Raw genomic sequence first — 18,502 nt, 5'->3', positions numbered from 1 at the left:
ATGGCCGAGATCACCGTCCTGAACCCGGATTTTCGAACCGCGCTCGGCGAATCGCCGGTGTGGGACGCGCAGCAGAACCGCCTTCTTGTGGCCGACATCATCGGCTGCACGATCACGGCGCTCTCGCCCGAGGGGGTGGTGCTCAATGTCTGGCACTTCCCCTCCGAGGTCGGCTCCTTCGGCCTCTGCCGCTCCGGCGCCTGGGTGGTGGCGTTGCGTGATCGTATCATCAAGTATGATTGGCGGGCGCGCCGGATCACGCCGCTCTGCGTGCCCGGCCCGGAACCGGCGCATAACCGGTTCAACGACGGCAAGATCGGGCCCGATGGCGCCTTCTGGGTCGGCACGATGGATGACAGGACCCCGCGCGCGCCCACCGGCTCGCTCTATCGCGTCACCGCCGATGGCGGATGGACGCGCATCTGCGACGGGCTCTACACCTCGAACGGCATCGCCTGGACAGAGGACGGGCGAACCATGCTGCACAGCGACAGCGGCGCGCCCTGGATCGATGCGTGGGATTTCGACCCGGTGACCGGAACGGCTTCGAATCGAAGGCGAGTCCACACGCCGGACGCCAAGCGGATCGGCCGCCCCGACGGAGCGGCGTTCGATCTCGCGGGCACGTACTGGTCCGCCGGCGTGCGGGCTGGGCGGATCAACCGTTTTGCGGACGACGGGACGCTGCTTGGGTCCGACCCCTTCCCCTGCCCAGGCGTGACCATGCCCTGCTTCGGCGGGCCTGACCGCCGCACGCTCTACTGGACGAGCCTGCGCCACCCGCTCGGGGCGGAGGCCGTGGGCGCGCACCCGCTGCTCGGCGCCGTGTTCGCGATGCCGGCGCCCGAAGCGGGCGTTCCCGTTCCCCTGTTCGCGGACTGAGAGGGAATCACCTGATGACCAGGCCCGTGCTTCTGACCGGCGCCTCCGGAGCGCTCGGCCGCCAGCTCGCGCCCGCGCTCGCGGCAGCAGGGCTGACGCTTCGGCTCACCGACATCGCCCCCTTCCCCGACGCGCTGGCCGCCAACGCCAGTTTCACCAGGGCCGACCTCGAGGACGGAGTGGCGATCCTGAGACTCGCGGAAGGCTGCGGCACGATCGTCCATTTCGGTGGCGTCTCGGTCGAGCGGCCCTTCGAGGAGGTGCTGGGCCCGAACATCCGCGGCCTCTACCACATCTACGAGGCGGCGCGGCGCGAGGGGGCGCGCGTCGTGTTCGCCTCCTCGAACCACACGATCGGCTTCCACGAGCGCAAGGTGACCCTCGACGCCGACTGCCCCTTCAGGCCGGACGGATTCTACGGCCTCTCCAAGGCCTATGGCGAGCTGATGGGGCGGCTTTACTGGGACAAGCACGGGGTCGAGAACGTCAACCTGCGAATCGGCAGCTCGTTTCCCCGGCCGGTCGATTCGCGCATGCTCTCGACCTGGCTCTCCTATGCCGATCTCTGCCGGCTCGTCCTGCGCTGCATCCTCGCCGAGAGCACCGGCCATGCGGTGATCTGGGGCGCCTCAGACAACAGCCGCACCTGGTGGCGTCGCGATCATCGCGGCCGCATCGGCTGGGCGCCGGCCGACACGGCGGATGTGTTCGCGGCCGAACTCGAAGGCAAGCTGAGCGGCAACCCGGTGAGCGAGCGCTATCAGGGCGGCGCGTTCTGCGCGATCGAGTATTCGCGGAAGGAGCCCTCGCCGGCAGATCCCTTCGCCGACTGAGGGAAGAGAGGGCTTGAGCGTCGCATCAGCCCGAGCGACTCGCGACGTGACCAGCGGCTGACGAGAAGCGCGGCGACGATGCCCAAGCCGACGACGAAGCCCACCCAGATCCCATAGGCGCCCCAGCCTGCGAGGAAGGCGAGCGCCGCCCCCGTCGGCAGGCCGAACACCCAGTAGCCGAGCCCGGCGAACAGCATCGGCACACGCGTGTCCTTGAGCCCGCGCAGGGCGCCGGCAGCGATCGCCTGCGCCCCGTCCGCAACCTGGAACAGGCCTGCGAGCCCGAGCAGGCGCTCGGCAAGCGCTGCGACCTCGCCCGCCCCCTCGGCGCGAAGGTCGAGGAAGCCCGCGACGAACACCCCAGGGATGGTCAGGAACAGAGCCGCCATCGTCGCCATGAACAGCGTGCCGAGACCGAGCGCGACCCATCCCGCGCGGCCCACGCCGGCGGCATTTCCCGCCCCGGCCGCGAGGCCGACGCGAACCGTCGCCGCCTGGCCGAGCCCCATCGGCACCATGAACGTCACGGAGGCGAGCTGGATGGCGATCGCATGCGCGGCGAGCTCGCGCGCGCTGATCAGCCCGATCAGGAACACCGCGGCGTTGAACACCGTCACCTCGAAGAAGAGCGCCCCCGCGATCGGGGCGCCGACGCGCGCGAGCTCGGCAAGTCTGCGCCAGTGCGGCCGCCACAGCCGCCCGAGGATGGCAAAACGACGGAACGGCCGGGTGGTGACGCAGATCGCGGCGAGAGCGGCGCACATCAGGACGGAGGAGAGGCTCGAGGAGATGCCGGCGCCGAGGAGGCCGAGCGCGGGCGCCCCGAGCTTGCCGAACATCAGCACCCAGTTCGAGAACGCATTGAACACGACTCCGGCGAGCGAGACGAACAGCGCCGGCCGCGGCCGCTCGAGCGCTGCGGTGAAGCCGCGCAGGACCATGAACCACAGGAACGGCACGAGCCCCCACATCATTGCCCGGACATACTCTGCCGCGGCATCGACGAGCGCCGGCGCCTGCCCGAGCGCGGCAAGAACGGGGCCGGCGAACCAGAGCACGACCATCACCGGCGCCATCGCGAGCGCGACGAGCCACAGCCCCATGCGAAGCGACCGGCGCACCTCGGCCACCGCATGGCACCTCCGTCCGAGCGCCTGCGCCATCAGCGCTGGCGGCGCCATCGCAAGCCCGAGACCGACCACGAAGAACGCGAAATAGAGATTGGCTCCGAGCGTCCCGGCGGCGAGCGCTTCGGGCCCGAGCCAGCCCATCATCACCACGTCCGTTGTGGTGATGGCGATCTGGGCGAGGTTGGAGAGAACGATCGGCCAGGCGAGCCGCGCGGTGGCGACGATTTCGCCGGCCAGGCCGGCCCGGTCACTCTCCACGAGCATGGGCGGGCTGTAGCCGAGTGTGGCGATGCGCGCCAGGAAAAGCGTCGCGGCCCAGGCTTGCGGCCGCTCCTCAGCGTCGCCAGCATGGGCGGGTGAACGCGCCGCTGCCGCCTTGGTATGACGATCTCCCGGGCAGCCTGGCTGAGGCCTGGGCGCTGCTCGTGCGCGGCGCTGCCGATCGCCGCCATCCCTTCCATACGCTGCAGGTCGCGACGATCGGGCTCGATGGAGCGCCCACGGTGCGCACGGTCGTGCTCCGCGGTGTCGAGCCGGCCCGCCGGGTCGTCCGCTTCCACACCGATCGGCGAAGCCGCAAGGCGCGCGAGCTCGCGGCCGACCCGCGCATCGCCCTGCACGCGTATCATCCTGCGGCGAAAATCCAGCTCCGCCTCTCGGGCCGCGCCGCGCTGCATCGCGATGACCCGGTCGCCGCCGCGGCCTGGGCGGCGACCCGGCCCTTCAGCCGCGCCTGCTATCGCGTCGCCCTTCCGCCCGGAACGGTGGCGGAGAGCCCCTATGCAGCGCTCGCCGAGGCCGGGGCGGGAGACGAGGCAGGGCGTGAGGCGTTCCTTGCCGTGACCGTCTCGGTCGAGCGGCTCGAGTTCCTGTTCCTCGCCGCGCGCGGCCATCGCCGGGCCCTGTTCGACTGGTCGGGAGGGGCGCTCGCGGCGAGCTGGCTCGTGCCGTGATGGAAACGACACGCACACGACATGCACAGGGGGCGACGCGGTTTCTGTCGCGGCGGCACGGAGGGAGCGAGGGATGGGGCGGATCGCAGGTGTTGGGCTCGCCACCGAGAGTGCTTCGGGCGACATCGACGGGCTCGACCGGGAGCTCGCGCGGTTCACCGAGCTCGGCTGCGACCTCGCAGAGCTGTCGCTTCAGAACATGTTCGTGGTCGCAGGCGGGCGTCTGAACCTTCCGGAGCTACGCAAGGTCGAGGCGGTGACGCAGAGGCACAGGCTCGGTTACACGGCGCACGGGCCGCTTGCGACGAACTTCATGGACGAGGCGCATCTTGAGCTTCACCGGCAGGTCTGCGCGGCCATGATCGAGGCGGCCGGGGCGCTCGGCGCCACGCGGCTCGTCGTGCATGGCGGGGTGTGGCATCGCCCGCTGCCGGAGGCGGAGATCAGGCGTCTCGCCCGGCTCGAGGTCGAAAGCCTCGCCGGGCTTGCCGAGCATGCGGCCCGGCATGGCGTAACGATCGCTCTCGAGATCCTGCCCCCCCTTCCCTCTCTTCCCTTCTCCCACGATGCCTTCGCGCTTGCCGCCCAAGTGGCGGCGGTGAACCACCCGGCGGTTGGGGTGACGCTCGACATCGGCCACGCCTACATGCAGGCAACGGTTCGGCAGCAGGACTTCGCCGCCACCCTCGCGGCCCTGTCGCCCCACATCGTGCACATCCATCTCCAGGACATGTTCGGCCGGCCCGACACGGTGCGTACCTGGAGCAAGGGAGAGAAGCTCGCCTACGGCACGGGCGACCTGCATGCCCCTCCCGGCTGGGGCGACACGCCGTTCGAGCGTCTCCTGCCCGCTCTCCGGCCGCGCGAGGGCACGACGATGATCCTCGAGCTCGCCGGCCACTCCATGCACCACGCGGCCGAGGCGGTGGCGGAGACGAAGCGTCTCGCCTCCCTCGTCGGCAGCGGCTGAGCCCGGTCGCGAGCAGCTGTTCGAGAGTGCGTCCGGGCCGAGCACATCGCGTGCGAGGAGGAGAGGCGGCCGGCAAGGACCGCCGTGGCCGCGCCGCTGGTTGGGGCGCCAGGATTCGAACCTGGGAATGGCGGAACCAAAATCCGCTGCCTTACCGCTTGGCGACGCCCCAAGCCGATGGCCCTATAGGCCGCCTCGCCGGTCGCGGTAAAGCCCGCCGCCCCAGATGAACCAGTGCGGTTCGGCGCGCGCGAGGGAGGCCGCGGCGGCCTCGGCCTCGGCGACGGTCGCGAACAGGGCGAAGCAGGTCGGGCCGGAGCCGCTCATCCGCGCGATCAGCGCGCCGGGAAGCGCGGCGCAGGCTGCGAGCACGTCGGCAACCGGCGGGCAGAGCGCGACCGCTGCGTCCTCGAGCGCATTGCGCGTGCCGCGAAGCCAAGCCGCGAGCGCGGCGGCATCAGGAAAGCGCGGCGGCGGCTCGGCCGGGGCGTCGAAAGGGCCGGAGCGGGCGCGGAACACCTCCGGAGTCGCCAGCGTGAGGCCAGGGTTCGCGAGAACCATGCCGAGACCCGGCGGCAGGGGCGGCGCTGGCGCCACCACCTCGCCGATGCCCAGCATGCGTGCCGGAGCGGCGGCGAGACACACCGGAACATCCGCGCCAAGCCGCACCGCCGCGTCAGTCGAAGGAACGGGCACGCCCCAAAGGCGCGACAGAAGGCGCAAGGCTGCGGCCGCGTCCGACGAGCCGCCGCCCAAGCCCGCGGCGACCGGGATTCGCTTCTCGAGTGCGATCAGCGCTCCCCTGCCGTTCGGGCACAGCGACCGCGCCGCCCGAAGCACGAGATTCTCCTCGCCGGGGCCGATCCTGTCGGCGAACGGGCCGGTGACGGCGAGCGACAGCGCATGCGCCGGGGAGGCGGTGAGCGTGTCGGCAAGCGACGCGAACACGGCGAGGCTGTCGAGCAGGTGATAGCCATCGGCCCGCCTGCCGGTCACGTGCAGGAACAGATTGACCTTGGCCGGCGCCTGCTCCCGGGCCCGCACCCGCGCCTCAGCGTGTCGCGGCAGGCGGCTCGCCCGATGCGGCCGCGGGCGGCGCGACCGCGACCGCGGCGGGTGGCACGGGAAGCCCATCGCGGAGCTTCGCCTCGATCTTCGGGATCTCTGCCGGCTCCGGCCCGAGGGTCAGCGCGCGGCGCCACTGGAAGCGTGCCTCGGCGTGGCGGCCAACCGCCCAGTAGGCATCGCCGAGATGGTCGTTGATCACGGCATCGCGCGGCTCGAGCTCGACGGCGCGCTCAAGCCAGCGCACGGCGGCGCGATGGTCGCCGAGCTTGAAGAGCACCCAGCCGAGACTGTCGACGATATGGCCGTCATTCGGGCGAAGCTCAACGGCACGCTCGATCATCGCCCGGGCGCGCTCAAGCTCCCTGCCCTGCTCGACCCAGGAATAGCCGAGATAGTTGAGCACGTAGGGCTGGTCCGGCGAGAGGTCGAGGGCGGTCAGGAAATCGCGCTCCGCCTGCGGCCAGTCCTTGGCGCGCTCGTGCGCGATTCCGCGGGCGTAGTAGAGCGTCCAGTGCCTGCGCTCGGGCGGGCCGAGGCGGGCGATCGCGCGGTCATAGGCGCGGGCGGCCTCGGCGAAGCGGGAGCGCGCGCGCAGGATGTCCCCCATCCGTGCATAGGGCTCGGGCCGGTTGGGATGGGCCGAGGCGAGGTTCTCGAGCGCGGCGAGCGCCTCAGCCGTGCGGTCGAGCCGGTCGAGCAGGACGGCGGCGCGAAGCTGTGCCATGGCCGCGTAGGGGGAGTCGGGGCGAACCGTGGCGAGCACCGCGGAGGCCTGTTCGTAGCGGCGGTCGCCCTCGAGCAGGTCGGCCAGCATGATGGTCGCGGGGCCGAACTCGGGCCGAAGCTCGAGCGCGAGGCGGAGCAGGAGCAGGGCGAACTCGCTCGCCTCCTGCTGCCTGAGCGCACCGGCGAGGCCGAGCAGCGCCTCCGCCATGCCCTCGCGCGCGTCGCGCACCGTCCGCCGGGAGAGGTCGGCGGCAAGCGCCGCCTCGACCATGGCGACATCGTCGGAACCCGCGGAGAATTGTGCGAGCAGCCAGCGTGCCTGGTCGGCCCGTCCCTGCCGCGCCTCGAAGCCGGCGAGGATCTCAACGAGCCGCAGGCTCTGCCCGCCCGCTTCGGCAAGGGCGAGTCGGAAGAACCGGTCAGCCTCGGCGGGGCGGCCGGCAAGATCGGCGATCAGCCCGGCGTGGAGGGCGAAGGTGCCGCGGAAGCGCACGCCCTCCGTCAGCGGCCGGAGTGTAGCAAGCGCGGCTTCTGGCTGGTTCCGCCCGACCTGGGACCAGGCGAGCAGGAGCGGCTGGAGAAACTGCCCCGCCCCTTGCCGCGGCAGGGCGCGCAGGCGCGACTCCGCCCTGTCGAAGCGCCCTGACTTCGCCTCCTCGACGACAATGTCGAGGGTGGCGAGCAGCGCCTGCGGGTCGTGCTGCAGAACCCGTCGGGCGAGAGCGGTGGCGTCGCGGCCATCGGCAAGGGTTGCGAGGAAGGCGCGTTGGAGGAGCTCGGGATTGTTCGGATCGGCCGCAAGTGCGCGGCCGAACTGCTCCGCCGCGACGGCCGTGTCCATTTCGGACGCGGCGAAGCGGCCAGCAAGATAGGCGCCGAAGGCTCCCGTGGGTCGGAAGTTCCCGGCCGTGCGGGGAGTCGTGCCGTCACCCGGGCCGGGTGCGGCCGGCGCTCCAGAGGCGCAGGCGGCAAGCAGGGCGAGCGGCAGGATGGCAAGGCGGCGCATCCGCCGCCGCGAGCCGGGCTGGCCGCCCGGGCCCGCCGCCTCCGTCCTGCGCATGGTGTCCACGGCGGAAAAACTAGCGCATTGCGTGCCGGCCCGCCACACGGCACGTCGCCGTGCCGCGGCTGCCGCACGCGGCCTCACGCCGCTGCACGTCACATCGTCGCATAGACCGCCCCGCCGCCGCCCGCGCGTGGACCGAAGCGGTCGGGCGACGGCAGCGCCAGGCGTCACATCGTCGCATAGACCGGGCCGCCGCCGCCCTCCGGCGTCACCCAGGTGATATTCTGGGTCGGGTCCTTGATGTCGCAGGTCTTGCAGTGCACGCAGTTCTGCGCGTTGATCACGAGCCTCGGCTTGCCTTCCTCGGCGCCGACGATCTCATAGACGCCGGCGGGGCAATAGCGCGTCTCGGGGCTCCGATACCGCTCCCAGTTCACCGCGATCGCGCGCTCGGGCTCGGCGAGCCGCAGATGGCAGGGCTGGTCCTCGGCGTGATTGGTGTTCGAAAGGAACACCGAGGACAGGCGGTCGAAGGTGAGCACGCCATCAGGCTTCGGGTAGGCGATGGGCGAGGCGTCGGCGGCGGGCTTCAGGCTCTCGTGGTCCTTGTCGTGGCGGAAGGTCCAGGGGGCGCGGCCGCGCAGCACGTAGGCGTCGAGCGCGGAATAGAGGAGCCCGCCCCAGAGGCCCCAGCGCGCGAAGGCGGGGCGGATGTTGCGCGCCGCATACAGCTCTGCCTGCACCCAGGACCGCTCGAGCGCCGCCGGGTAGGCCTCGAGCACGGCCGGCGGGTTGTCGGCGGCGAGCGCGTCGACGACCGCCTCCGCCGCCAGCATGCCCGACTTCATCGCCGTGTGCGTGCCCTTGATCTTCGGAACGTTCAAAAACCCCGCCGCGCAGCCGATCAGCGCCCCGCCCGGGAAGACGAGGCGGGGGATTGACTGCAGCCCCCCCTCGTTCAGCGCCCGCGCGCCGTAGCCGATCCGCCGCGCACCCCGAAGATGCTCGGCGATCGCCGGGTGCGTCTTCAGCCGCTGCATCTCCTCGAACGGGGAGAGATAAGGGTTGGGATAGTCGAGCCCGACGACGAAGCCGTAGCTCACGAGGTTCTCGCCCCAATGGTAGAGGAACGAGCCGCCATAGGTATCGGGCGTAAGCGGCCAGCCGATCGAGTGCAGCACGAGGCCGGGCCGGTGCCGCTCGGCCGGCACCTCCCACAGCTCCTTGATGCCGATCGCGTAGGTCTGCGGCCGGTCGGGGTCGCGCAGGCCGAACCGCGCCTCGAGCTGCTTCGTGAGCGAGCCGCGGCAGCCTTCGGCAAACAGGGTATATGGGGCGCGCAACTCCATCCCCGGCTGCCAGTCCGGCCGACGCGTACCGTCCCGCGCCACGCCCATCTCTCCGGTCGCGACCCCGACGACGCGGCCGCCCTCGATCAGAAGCTCGGCGGCGGCGAAGCCCGGGTAGATCTCGACCCCGAGCGCCTCGGCTTGGGAAGCGAGCCAGCAGCAGAACTGGCCGAGCGAGATGATCCAGTTGCCGCGGTTGTGCATCTGCGGCGGCGTGGGCAGGCGGAAAGCGCGCTTCTCGGTCAGGAAAAGGAACCGGTCCTCGCGCGCCTCGGTCGTGAGCGGTGCGCCGAGCGCCCGCCAGTCGGGCAGAAGCTCGTCCAGGGCGCGCGGCTCGAGCACCGCGCCGGAGAGGATGTGGGCGCCGACCTCCGCTCCCTTCTCGAGCACGCAGACCGAGATCTCGCGCCCTCTTTGGGCGGCGACCTGCTTGGCGCGGATCGCCGCCGAGAGGCCGGCAGGCCCTGCGCCGACGATCACCAGGTCATACTCCATCGACTCGCGGTTCATCATTCCCCCAACGCTCCGCCCTCGTTCGGCGCCACGAGACATAGGGCCAAGCCGGGACTTGCGCGAGTGAGCATATTGCGGGCTTGCTCGGCGCATGGACGAGGCGATGCGACGTGCGCTCGAGGCGGCGCTTGCGCTCCAGCTCGCCTGGGGCGCGGACGAGGCGCTGGACGAGACCCCGCGTGATCGGCGCCGCGCCTCCTCGCCCGAGGCGATGCGCGCGACCCTGCCGGCGGCCGCCGTCCCGGAAAGCCCCGCGCCACCGTCCCCGATCGCCCCGACCGCGCTCGCCACCTCGCCTCACGCGCTTCCTTCGCCGGGCGGGGCGGTTGCCGAAGCCGAGCGGCTCGCAGCAGCGGCGGCCGACCTCGAGTCTCTGCGACGGGCGATCGCCGAGTTCGGCGGGCTGGCGCTGCGCGAGACGGCGACCAACCTCGTCTTCGCCGATGGCAACCCCGCCGCTCCGGTGATGCTGATCGGCGAGGCGCCGGGGGCGGAGGAGGACCGCGCGGGCAAGCCCTTCGTCGGTGCCTCGGGGCGGCTTCTTGACCGGATGATGGCCTCGATCGGGCTCGACCGCCACGGGACGGGCTGGGGCTCGTTCTACGTCACCAACATCATCACCTGGCGCCCGCCGGGAAACCGCAACCCGACCGATGGCGAGGTGGCGCTCTCGCTGCCTTTTCTCCGCCGCCATGTGGTTCTGGTGCAGCCGAAGCTGCTTCTCCTTCTCGGGGCGGTGGCGGTGCGGTCGCTCACCGGCGCGCGGGAGGGAATCACCCGGCTCAGGGGGCGCTGGCTCACGCTCGAGTTCGACGGGCTCGGCTCCGTGCCGGCCCTGGCCACGCTTCACCCGGCCTACCTGCTCCGCAACCCTGGCGCGAAGAAGGATGCCTGGGCCGACCTGATCGCGTTGCGGCGCCGCATCGACGATCTGAGGCAGGATTAAGGCACGTCAGTTTTGCCGTGCAACGCGCTGACTCAACGAGTGCGGTCTCAAAAGGCAAAAAACGTCTCCCAGATCGGTGTTGCGCAACCCGTTAACCCGCGGTTAACGCCGGAGAACCATGCGAACGAAAACGGGGGCATGGGCCCGCTCAGCCTCCACGGCGGGCCTGATCTGGGTTGTGGCATGTCTTCCCTCCCAGGCTGACGCAGCCGGGGGGGATGGCGCATCAGGGGGGCAGGCCGGGCAGACGGAAGTCGCCTTCGCCGTCCCGAGGCCCACGCCACCGGGTGGCGGGGCCGGGCTTCCGGTCGTGCTCCTGCCCTCCGATGCCGCTCTCTACCGGCGGATCTTCCAGCTTCAGGATCGAGGTCGGATCGCCGACGCCGAGCGCGAGACGGAACGGCTGACCGATCCGCTGCTGCTCGGCCACGTGCTCGCGCATCGGCTGCTCGGCCCCCACACCCGCGCCACGGTGCCGGAGCTCTCCGCCTGGCTCGACCGCTTCGCCAACCTTCCCGATGCGCCGAGGATCCATGCTCTGCTGCTTTCGCGGCTGCCGCGCGGTGCGGCGCGCCCGGCCGCACCGCAGCTTGCGGAACTGCCCGCGGCGGAGGCGCTGGACGAGGAGGAGCGGTTCGTGCTCCTGCCGCCGCAGGCGCGCAACCCGATCCTCGCCCGCGCCGTCGCCGATCGGATCCGCGCCGAGGAGTTCGACGCCGCCGAGGCCGCGATCGCGCGGACGCGCGGTCTCGATCCCGCCCAGGCTGGGCTTCTACGGGCGCAGATCGCGCGCGGGCTGTTCCTGCGCAATCGCGACGCCGAAGCGCTCGCCGCCGCGACCGACGCACTCCGCCGCGACGGCGCCATGGTCGGAGATCTCTCCTGGTATGCCGGTCTCGCCGCCTGGCGGCTTGGCCGGCACGAGGTCGCGCGTCGTCACTTCGAGGCGACGGCGCGTGCCGAGGTCGCCACAGCGGCGCGGCGTGCCGCCGGGGCGTACTGGGCGGCGCGTGCCGCGCTGCGCTTGCGCGACCATCGCGCCTATGTGCCTTGGCTTGCCGAGGCGGCGCGCGACCAGCGAAGCCTCTACGGCCTGCTCGCGCGGCGGACGCTCGGCATTCCCGGCGGCTTCGCCTGGGAGCGTGACACGCTCGGCGAGGCGGAGGCGCAGCGCCTGCTCGCCCATGACGGCAGCCGCCGGGCGCTCGCCCTGCTTCAGGTGGGGCAGCGGGCGCGGGCGGAGGCGGAGCTGATGGTCATGGGAGAGGCCGCTGCGTCCGATCCCGCTCTCGCCCGCGCCCTCCTTGTCGTCGCGAGCCAGGCGGGGATGTCGGAGGTCGCGATCCGGCTCGCCCAGTTCGCCGAGAGCGGCGATGGCCGGCCGCGCGACTACGCCCGCTTCCCGATCCCGCGCTGGGCGCCCTCAGGCGGCTACAGGACCGACCCGCCGCTCCTGATGGCACTCGCCCGGCTCGAGAGCAATTTCGAGCCGCGCGCGATCAGCCCGGCCGGAGCGCGCGGGATCATGCAGATCATGCCGGTGACGGCAGGCTACGTGACCGGCCAACGCTCGCTCGCGGGGCGCGACCGGCATCGCCTGCACGAGCCCGAGTTCAACCTCGAGGTCGGCCAGCGCTACGTCGAGTATCTCGCCCGCCTCCCTGCGGTCGAGGGCGACCTGATCAGCTTGATCGCCGCCTACAACAGCGGCCCCGGAAGTTTCGCCCGCTGGTCACCGACTGTGGTGCACATGGGCGACCCGCTCCTGTTCCTCGAGGCGATCCCAATCCACGAGACAAGACGTCACGTCCAGGCCGTGCTCGCTCTCTCCTGGATCTACGCAAGCCGCCTCGGGCGGCCCGCACCGTCGCTCGACGCGCTCGCGGCCGGCCGATGGCCCCGCTATACTGACGCTGAAGGGGGCACCATTCCGGGTGCCGAGGCGTCGGCGCGACGGCGTTGACTGAGGCCGTCATCGCCGTGCGTGGGGCCAGCACATGTCTCGCATCGATGAAACGCGTCGCTTCCTGCCAGTCAACATCGCCGTCCTCACCGTTTCGGACACGCGCACGCCGGGAACGGACAAGTCCGGCGATACGCTTGCGGAACGGATTACCGCCTCCGGGCACCGTCTGGTCGCGCGCGCGATCGTTCGGGACGAGGTGGAGGCCATCCTCACCCATCTCACCGAGTGGATCGACGATCCGGCGGTCGATGTGGTGATCACGACCGGGGGGACGGGCATCACCGGGCGCGATGTCACGCCGGAGGCGTTCAAGCGCGTGCTTGAGAAGGAGATTGAGGGCTTCGGCGAGCTGTTCCGGATGCTGAGCTACCAGAAGATCGGCACCTCGACGATCCAGTCACGCGCTCTGGGCGGTGTCGCCCGCGGCACCTACCTCTTCGCCCTCCCGGGCAGCCCGGGCGCGTGCCGCGACGCCTGGGACGACATCCTCAAGTGGCAGCTCGACAGCCGACATAGGCCCTGCAATCTTGTCGAGCTGATGCCTCGGCTTCGGGAGCATCTCGGCAGCGCTGCGGCCTGATGAGCACCGGGCCTCAATAGAGACGGGCGAGAACGCGCGGCGGCACGCCAAGCGCCCACAGGGAGAGAAGCGCGAGGTTTCGTGCGCTGCGCCTGAGATAGCCGTCGCGACGCCAACGCTCGGCTGAGGTGATCGCCTCCGCCCCGATCGGCGCGAGCCGTGCCCGGCCGAGCCGGCGGACGAGCGTCACGTCCTCCATGATCGGGAGTTCCGGAATGCCGCCCACGCGCGCGAGCAGGGAGCGGTGGATCAGAAGCCCCTGGTCACCATAGGGCAGGGCGAAGAGGCGACAGCGCAAGGCGACAAGGCGCTCGAGACGGCGCGCAGCCGGGCTGGCGTCGTCGAGCCGGAACCGGAAATAGCCGGCCCGGCCCTCGGCACCGCGCTCGCAGGTGAACGCCGCGACAGCCTCCGCCCAACCTTCAGCCAGAACCGTATCGGCGTGCAGCAGCAGAAGCCACTCGCCCGCGGCGGCGGCCACTCCGGCCGCGAGCTGCACACCCCGTCCCTCTGGCGCCGGAACGACGCGCGCGCCGCACTCGGCGGCGACCACGGCCGTGCCGTCGGGAGAGCCGCAGTCGGCAACGATCACCTCGCGCGGCCACGCCCCCAGCGCGGTGAGCGTCGCCGGAAGGCAGGCGGCGGCATTGCGTGCCGGGATCACCACCGAAAGGTCGGGAAAGCGCTTCGCCATGGCGACAGGCGAGCATGGCCTGCCGGTCGTGTCAGCCGCGCTGCGGCAGTTCTCGGCGCTTGTTCATGATTCGTTCTTGACAGAGCCGGCAAGGCTCGGCGAGGCTTTCCCCGCGCGCAGGGGCGCCGCGAGGGGAAGGACGGCCATGGACGAGCTCGCTCACGCGTGGGATCGGCACGATTTGCCGGTGGCTGCCGGCTGGGAACTGCCGCCGCCACAGCCGCGCAAGGGGCGTGGCGCCGTCACCTCGCCGCCCTGCCGCTACGACCGGTTCAGGGCGGAGGCGGCTGACGACGGCTGGGGAACGCTCGAGCAGGATCTCGCCGATCCGCCTCGCCTCGAGACGACGCTCACGCGCGACGCTACGCGCAGCATCATCGCCTGGAACGACAGTCCTGATATCGGCTTCGACCGCTCGGTGAACCCCTATCGCGGCTGCGAGCATGGCTGCATCTACTGCTACGCGCGGCCCTCGCATGCCCAGCTCGGCCTCTCCCCGGGCCTCGACTTCGAGGCGAAGCTTCTGTTCAAGCCGGAGGCGGCGAGCCTGCTCGCGCGCGAGCTCTCGCGGCCCGGCTATCGCCCCGCCCCGATCGCGCTCGGCTCGAACACCGACCCCTATCAGCCGGTAGAACGCCAGCTCCGGATCACGCGCGCGATCCTCGAGGTGCTGTCGGCGTTCAACCACCCCTGCACGATCGTCACGAAGTCGGCGCTCGTCATTCGTGATCTCGACATCCTCGCGTCGATGGCGGAGCGGCGCCTCGTCCGCGTCTGCCTCTCCGTCACCACGCTCGACCGCAGGCTCGCCAACGTCATGGAGCCGCGCGCCGCCACCCCGGCGCGGCGGCTGCAGGCGATCGAGGCGCTCGTCCAGGCCGGCGTACCGGCCGGGGTGCTGGCCGCGCCGATGATCCCCGGGCTGAACGACGCCGAGCTCGAAGGCATTCTCGCCGCCGCTGCCCGAGCCGGAGCCGATGCCGCGGGCTACGTGCTGGTGCGCCTGCCGAACGAGCTCAAGGAGATGTTCACTGCCTGGCTCGAGGCACATTATCCGGAGCGGGCGGCGAAGGTGCTCTCGCTGATACGCCAGACACGCTCCGGCCGGTTGAACGATCCCCGCTTTGGCAGCCGCTTCACAGGCTCCGGCCCCTATGCCGGCCTGCTCGCGCAACGCTTCGCGGCGGCTGCGCGCAAGCATGGTCTTGGGCGCCCATCGGGCGGGCTCGACGCAAGCCGCTTCCGGGTGCCGGCGCGCCCGACCGGGGGGGAGGATCGCCAGCTTGCCCTGCTGTGATCGACGCCCTGCTTGCATCGCCAGCTGCTGCGGGCGATCTCTCCTCGCATGATCGACGCCAAACAGCTCCTTGACCGTTTCCTCGGCGCGGGTGCGGGGATCGCGCGGCCTCCACACTCACCCAGGCCGACCAGAAGCTTTCCGGCCTCAACGTTCCCGGGGGGCTCGCCGGCGGCGCAGCAGCGGGCGGCCTCATCGGGCTCCTGCTCGGCAGCAAGAAGGCGCGCAAGCTCGCGGGCAGCGCGGTCGGCTATGGCGGTGCCGCCGTGCTCGGCGCGCTTGCCTACCGCGCGTGGCAGAACTGGCAGGCTGGCCGGTCACAGGGGGCGATGGCGCCTCCCTCTCCCGCCGAGCTCGCCTCGACGGATGAACGCTTCCTGCCGAGCGAGCCGGCGGCGGATGGCCGTCCGTTCGGCGTGGCGCTGGTGCGCGCAATGGTCGCCGCAGCGAAGGCGGACGGGCATCTGGACAACACCGAGCAGCAGGCGATCTTCGCCGCCATTGAGCGCGCCGGCCTCGACGCCGAAGCCAAGGCGGCTCTGTTCGATGCGATGAACGCTCCGGTCGACCCGGCGGCGATCGCGGCGCTCGCTGCCACGCCCCAACAGGCCGCGGAGCTCTGGCTCTCCGCCCGGCTTGCCATCGAGCCCGACCAGCCGGCGGAGCGCGCCTTCCTCGACGCGCTCGGCCATCGCCTCGGGCTTGATCCTGCCTTGCGCGCGAACCTCGAACGCGAGGCGGCAGCCGCCCTCGCCAACGCGTGAGCCGCCCACCCACCCTCATGCTCGAGACCGCATCGGGGATGGGTATCGTCGCCGGCATCGACGAGGCGGGCTGCGGGCCGCTTGCCGGCCCGGTCGTCGCGGCCGCCCTCGTCTTCCTGGAAAAGCCGGACGCGCGGCTTGCCGCGCTGATCGACGACAGCAAGCGCCTCTCCCCCGCCCGGCGCGAGGCCGCCTTCGCGGCTCTTGCCGAGACGCGGCGCGACGGCCGCCTCGCCTTCGCGGCAGGCGCTGCGAGCGCGGCGGAGATCGGCCGGCTCAACATCCGGCGAGCGACCCATCTCGCCATGGCGCGGGCGCTCGCGCGGCTTCCGCTCGTGCCCGACCTCGTCCTCGTCGACGGCAACAGCCGCCCCCCGCTCCCGGTCAAGGTGCGCTGCATCGTCGGCGGCGACCGGACCTCGCTCTCGATCGCCGCTGCCTCGATCATCGCCAAGGTTCTGCGTGACCGGGCGATGTTGCGCCTTGCCGCGCGCTACCCCGCCTATGGCTGGGAGGCGAACCGGGGGTATCCGACGCCGTCGCACCGCGCCGCTCTCGCGCGCATCGGCGCCACACCGCACCACCGCTCGGGCTTCGCACCGGTCGATCTCGCCATCGCCTCCGCACGCCCAGGTTGACGGTCGAAGAGAGCCTCGGCGAGACTCCCGCGTTTGCGCGCGGGGGGAGCATCGGCGCAAAGGCATGGGGCGGGAACTCGATCTGCCGCTGGACACGGTCCTGGTCGGCGACTGCATCACGGTGATGGCGGCGCTGCCGCCCGCGTCCGTGCATGCCATCTTCGCCGACCCTCCCTACAATCTCCAGCTCTCCGGAACGCTGCACCGGCCCGACAATTCCGAGGTCGACGGGGTTGATGCGGAATGGGATCGTTTCCCTGACCCTGCCGCCTATGACGCCTTCACCCGGGCCTGGCTCGCCGAGGCCCGCCGGGTGCTTCGCCGCGACGGCACGCTGTGGGTGATCGGCTCCTACCACAACATCTTCCGCGTCGGCGCCGCGCTTCAGGACCTCGGCTTCTGGATCCTCAACGACATCATCTGGCGCAAATCGAACCCGATGCCCAATTTCCGCGGGCGGCGCTTCACCAACGCGCACGAGACGCTGATCTGGGCCGCGCGCGAGAGGGGATCGCGATACCGTTTCAATTACGAAGCGATGAAGTCCCTCAACGACGACGTGCAGATGCGCAGCGACTGGACCTTCCCGATCTGCACCGGCCCTGAGCGTCTGCGCGACGCGGCGGGCGCGAAGCTTCACCCGACGCAGAAACCGGAAGCGCTCCTGCATCGCGTCATCCTCGCCTGCACCAATCCGGGCGAGGTGGTGCTCGACCCGTTCTTCGGCACCGGCACGACCGGTGCGGTCGCGAAACGCCTCGGCCGGCGTTTCATCGGCATCGAACGCGACGAGGCCTATGTGCGCGCGGCACGCGCGCGGATCGACGCGGTCGTTCCGGTGTCGGACGAACGCCTCGCCGCCACCCCGTCGCGCCGCGAGGCGCCGCGCGTCGCCTTCGGAGCGGTGGTCGAAGCGGGTCTGATCGCCCCAGGGGCAGTGCTCTGGGACCGCACCCGCCGCGTCTCAGCGACCGTGGCGGCCGACGGCTCGCTCCGCGCCGGGCACGAACGCGGCTCGATCCACCGCATCGGCGCTCTCTTGAGCGGCGCCCCATCGTGCAACGGCTGGACCTTCTGGCACTACGAGGATCGCGGCCGGCTCCTGCCGCTTGACGTGCTCCGCTCCCGGCTCCGCCCGCTCGAGTGAGCAAGCGCAAGCCGCGCCGCCTTCGCCATCACCGCCGGAAGCCCCGCCTCGAGCACGGCCTCGCGCTGCACGCCGGGCGACGGAAGCGCCTCGACCCTGGCCGCGACGACAGCAAGATCGAGCGCGAAATGGGTGAAGACGTGCCGCACGCGCCCGATCTCCTCCCACCCGGCTTCGGCCGGCGCATGGGCGCGCGCCTCCGCAAACGGCCAGGGCTCGTCGCGCCACGGCGTGCCGGGAAGCTCGAGCATCCCGCCAAGCAGCCCCTCGGGCGCACGGCGCCGGAGCAGGACGGCGCCGGTCCGATCCTCGAGCCAGAAGGCGAGGCCATGGCGCTCAGGCCTTGCAGCTTTCGCGCTTTTCGCGGGAAGCGCCTCGGCGAGCCCCTCTGCCCTGGCGCGGCAGGTATGCGTGAGCGGGCAGAGGGCGCAGGCGGGACGGCGCGGCGTGCAGATCGTCGCGCCGAGATCGAACAGGGCTTGTGCGAAATCCCCTGGCCGCGCCTGCGCCGCGCGTGTCGCGCCGAAGGCCCGCGCGGCCGCGGCGAGCGCTCTCTTGGCGGCCGGCAGCGTCTCGCGCACGGCATGGAGCCGCGCCATCACCCGCTCGACATTGCCGTCCACCGGCACGGCCGGGCGTCCGAAGGCGATCGCCGCCACCGCGGCGGCCGTGTAGGGCCCGACGCCGGGCAGGGAGCGCAAGCCCGCCTCGTCCTTGGGGAACCCGCCGCGCGCGACCACCGCCTTCGCCGCCTCATGCAGGTTGCGCGCGCGCGCGTAGTAGCCCAAGCCAGCCCAGGCCTTCGCCACCTCCTCCCAAGGAGCCTCCGCAAGGGTCGCCACGTCCGGGAAACGGTCGAGAAAGGCCGCGAAGCGCGGGGCCACGGCGGCAACCGTGGTCTGCTGCAGCATGATCTCCGACAGCCACACGACGTAGGGATCGGCCGACGCGCCGGGCGCCGCACGCCAGGGCAGGACGCGGCGATGGCGGTCGTACCAGGCGAGCAGGTCCCTCGCCGCCGCCTCCATGCTAGGCTCGCG

General features: G+C 71.6%; 17 protein-coding genes and 1 tRNA gene. 11 read left to right on the top strand and 7 right to left on the bottom strand.

Features of this window, described 5'->3' with window-relative positions; translation table 11 throughout:
- Together KO353_RS00225 and KO353_RS00220 are read left to right on the top strand one after the other, a co-directional pair.
- On the top strand, positions 1-882 hold the full coding sequence (locus KO353_RS00225; RefSeq protein ID WP_218285813.1) for an SMP-30/gluconolactonase/LRE family protein: 882 nt from the start codon (positions 1-3) through the stop codon (positions 880-882).
- Between the two features lie 14 nt (positions 883-896).
- Positions 897-1,715: an NAD-dependent epimerase/dehydratase family protein gene (locus KO353_RS00220; protein WP_218285812.1), complete on the top strand. Its 819-nt coding sequence runs from the start codon at positions 897-899 to the stop codon at positions 1,713-1,715.
- On the opposite strand, the gene KO353_RS00215 is transcribed toward KO353_RS00220, so the two are convergent.
- The gene (locus tag KO353_RS00215) at positions 1,643-3,109 is read right to left on the bottom strand and encodes an MATE family efflux transporter (protein ID WP_218285811.1); all 1,467 of its coding nucleotides are present in this window, start codon (positions 3,107-3,109) and stop codon (positions 1,643-1,645) included. The genes KO353_RS00220 and KO353_RS00215 overlap by 73 nt on opposite strands.
- A gap of 92 nt (positions 3,110-3,201) precedes the next feature.
- Here KO353_RS00215 and KO353_RS00210 point away from each other — a divergent pair, with 92 nt between their 5' ends.
- On the top strand, positions 3,202-3,798 hold the full coding sequence (locus KO353_RS00210; protein ID WP_218285810.1) for a pyridoxamine 5'-phosphate oxidase family protein: 597 nt from the start codon (positions 3,202-3,204) through the stop codon (positions 3,796-3,798).
- Between the two features lie 73 nt (positions 3,799-3,871).
- Positions 3,872-4,768, top strand: a complete 897-nt coding sequence (locus KO353_RS00205) for a sugar phosphate isomerase/epimerase family protein (protein ID WP_218285809.1) — start codon at positions 3,872-3,874, stop codon at positions 4,766-4,768.
- A 97-nt stretch (positions 4,769-4,865) separates the two neighbouring features.
- Here the strand turns inward: KO353_RS00205 and KO353_RS00200 are convergent.
- From KO353_RS00200 to KO353_RS00185, 4 genes are all read right to left on the bottom strand, one after another.
- Positions 4,866-4,940, bottom strand: a tRNA-Gln gene (locus tag KO353_RS00200).
- A gap of 11 nt (positions 4,941-4,951) precedes the next feature.
- Positions 4,952-5,812, bottom strand: a complete 861-nt coding sequence (locus KO353_RS00195; RefSeq protein WP_235691951.1) for a 4-(cytidine 5'-diphospho)-2-C-methyl-D-erythritol kinase — start codon at positions 5,810-5,812, stop codon at positions 4,952-4,954.
- A 7-nt stretch (positions 5,813-5,819) separates the two neighbouring features.
- Entirely contained in the window at positions 5,820-7,622 is a 1,803-nt protein-coding gene (locus tag KO353_RS00190; protein ID WP_235691950.1) for a tetratricopeptide repeat protein, read from the bottom strand.
- A gap of 173 nt (positions 7,623-7,795) precedes the next feature.
- Complete coding sequence (locus KO353_RS00185; protein WP_218285807.1) at positions 7,796-9,430, bottom strand: electron transfer flavoprotein-ubiquinone oxidoreductase; 1,635 nt, start codon at positions 9,428-9,430, stop codon at positions 7,796-7,798.
- Between the two features lie 103 nt (positions 9,431-9,533).
- On the opposite strand from KO353_RS00185, the gene KO353_RS00180 reads away from it, so the two are divergent.
- From KO353_RS00180 to moaB, 3 genes are all read left to right on the top strand, one after another.
- Positions 9,534-10,376 (top strand): uracil-DNA glycosylase, encoded by an 843-nt coding sequence (locus tag KO353_RS00180; protein WP_235691949.1) that lies wholly within the window; start codon positions 9,534-9,536, stop codon positions 10,374-10,376.
- Between the two features lie 310 nt (positions 10,377-10,686).
- Complete coding sequence (locus KO353_RS00175) at positions 10,687-12,339, top strand: lytic transglycosylase domain-containing protein (protein WP_218285805.1); 1,653 nt, start codon at positions 10,687-10,689, stop codon at positions 12,337-12,339.
- Positions 12,340-12,373: 34 nt separating this feature from the next.
- On the top strand, positions 12,374-12,922 hold the full coding sequence (moaB, locus tag KO353_RS00170; protein WP_218285804.1) for a molybdenum cofactor biosynthesis protein B: 549 nt from the start codon (positions 12,374-12,376) through the stop codon (positions 12,920-12,922).
- Positions 12,923-12,935: 13 nt separating this feature from the next.
- Here the strand turns inward: moaB and KO353_RS00165 are convergent, their stop codons facing one another.
- The gene (locus tag KO353_RS00165) at positions 12,936-13,616 is read right to left on the bottom strand and encodes a TIGR04283 family arsenosugar biosynthesis glycosyltransferase (RefSeq protein ID WP_218285803.1); all 681 of its coding nucleotides are present in this window, start codon (positions 13,614-13,616) and stop codon (positions 12,936-12,938) included.
- Positions 13,617-13,761: 145 nt separating this feature from the next.
- On the opposite strand from KO353_RS00165, the gene KO353_RS00160 reads away from it, so the two are divergent.
- The 4 genes from KO353_RS00160 (at position 13,762) to KO353_RS00145 (ending at position 17,462) form a co-directional block, all read left to right on the top strand.
- Positions 13,762-14,913: a PA0069 family radical SAM protein gene (locus tag KO353_RS00160; RefSeq protein ID WP_218285802.1), complete on the top strand. Its 1,152-nt coding sequence runs from the start codon at positions 13,762-13,764 to the stop codon at positions 14,911-14,913.
- A 194-nt stretch (positions 14,914-15,107) separates the two neighbouring features.
- Positions 15,108-15,677, top strand: coding sequence for a tellurite resistance TerB family protein (locus KO353_RS00155; RefSeq protein ID WP_235692075.1), 570 nt, complete (start codon positions 15,108-15,110; stop codon positions 15,675-15,677).
- 17 nt (positions 15,678-15,694) lie between these two features.
- A complete protein-coding gene (locus tag KO353_RS00150) occupies positions 15,695-16,315 on the top strand; it encodes a ribonuclease HII (RefSeq protein WP_218285801.1) in 621 nt (206 codons plus the stop codon).
- 64 nt (positions 16,316-16,379) lie between these two features.
- Positions 16,380-17,462: a site-specific DNA-methyltransferase gene (locus tag KO353_RS00145; RefSeq protein WP_218285800.1), complete on the top strand. Its 1,083-nt coding sequence runs from the start codon at positions 16,380-16,382 to the stop codon at positions 17,460-17,462.
- On the opposite strand, the gene KO353_RS00140 is transcribed toward KO353_RS00145, so the two are convergent.
- The gene (locus KO353_RS00140) at positions 17,396-18,490 is read right to left on the bottom strand and encodes an A/G-specific adenine glycosylase (RefSeq protein ID WP_218285799.1); all 1,095 of its coding nucleotides are present in this window, start codon (positions 18,488-18,490) and stop codon (positions 17,396-17,398) included. The genes KO353_RS00145 and KO353_RS00140 overlap by 67 nt on opposite strands.
- Positions 18,491-18,502: the final 12 nt, after the last annotated feature.

The sequence above is a fragment of the Elioraea tepida genome (assembly GCF_019203965.1).
GTDB classification, from domain to species: domain Bacteria; phylum Pseudomonadota; class Alphaproteobacteria; order Acetobacterales; family Acetobacteraceae; genus Elioraea_A; species Elioraea_A tepida.
The sequence above is the reverse complement of the archived record's forward strand: the minus strand, read 5'-3'. Positions and strand labels throughout refer to the sequence as shown.

Coding starts and splice junctions, on each gene's coding strand:
- KO353_RS00220 (WP_218285812.1), top strand. CDS start 897: ATGACCAGGCCCGTGCTTCTGACCGGCGCCTCCGGAGCGCTCGGCCGC.
- moaB (WP_218285804.1), top strand. CDS start 12,374: ATGTCTCGCATCGATGAAACGCGTCGCTTCCTGCCAGTCAACATCGCC.
- KO353_RS00185 (WP_218285807.1), bottom strand. CDS start 9,430: ATGATGAACCGCGAGTCGATGGAGTATGACCTGGTGATCGTCGGCGCA.
- KO353_RS00160 (WP_218285802.1), top strand. CDS start 13,762: ATGGACGAGCTCGCTCACGCGTGGGATCGGCACGATTTGCCGGTGGCT.
- KO353_RS00140 (WP_218285799.1), bottom strand. CDS start 18,490: ATGGAGGCGGCGGCGAGGGACCTGCTCGCCTGGTACGACCGCCATCGC.
- KO353_RS00215 (WP_218285811.1), bottom strand. CDS start 3,109: ATGCTCGTGGAGAGTGACCGGGCCGGCCTGGCCGGCGAAATCGTCGCC.
- KO353_RS00190 (WP_235691950.1), bottom strand. CDS start 7,622: ATGCGCAGGACGGAGGCGGCGGGCCCGGGCGGCCAGCCCGGCTCGCGG.
- KO353_RS00150 (WP_218285801.1), top strand. CDS start 15,695: ATGCTCGAGACCGCATCGGGGATGGGTATCGTCGCCGGCATCGACGAG.
- KO353_RS00180 (WP_235691949.1), top strand. CDS start 9,534: ATGCGACGTGCGCTCGAGGCGGCGCTTGCGCTCCAGCTCGCCTGGGGC.
- KO353_RS00165 (WP_218285803.1), bottom strand. CDS start 13,616: ATGGCGAAGCGCTTTCCCGACCTTTCGGTGGTGATCCCGGCACGCAAT.
- KO353_RS00145 (WP_218285800.1), top strand. CDS start 16,380: ATGGGGCGGGAACTCGATCTGCCGCTGGACACGGTCCTGGTCGGCGAC.
- KO353_RS00225 (WP_218285813.1), top strand. CDS start 1: ATGGCCGAGATCACCGTCCTGAACCCGGATTTTCGAACCGCGCTCGGC.
- KO353_RS00205 (WP_218285809.1), top strand. CDS start 3,872: ATGGGGCGGATCGCAGGTGTTGGGCTCGCCACCGAGAGTGCTTCGGGC.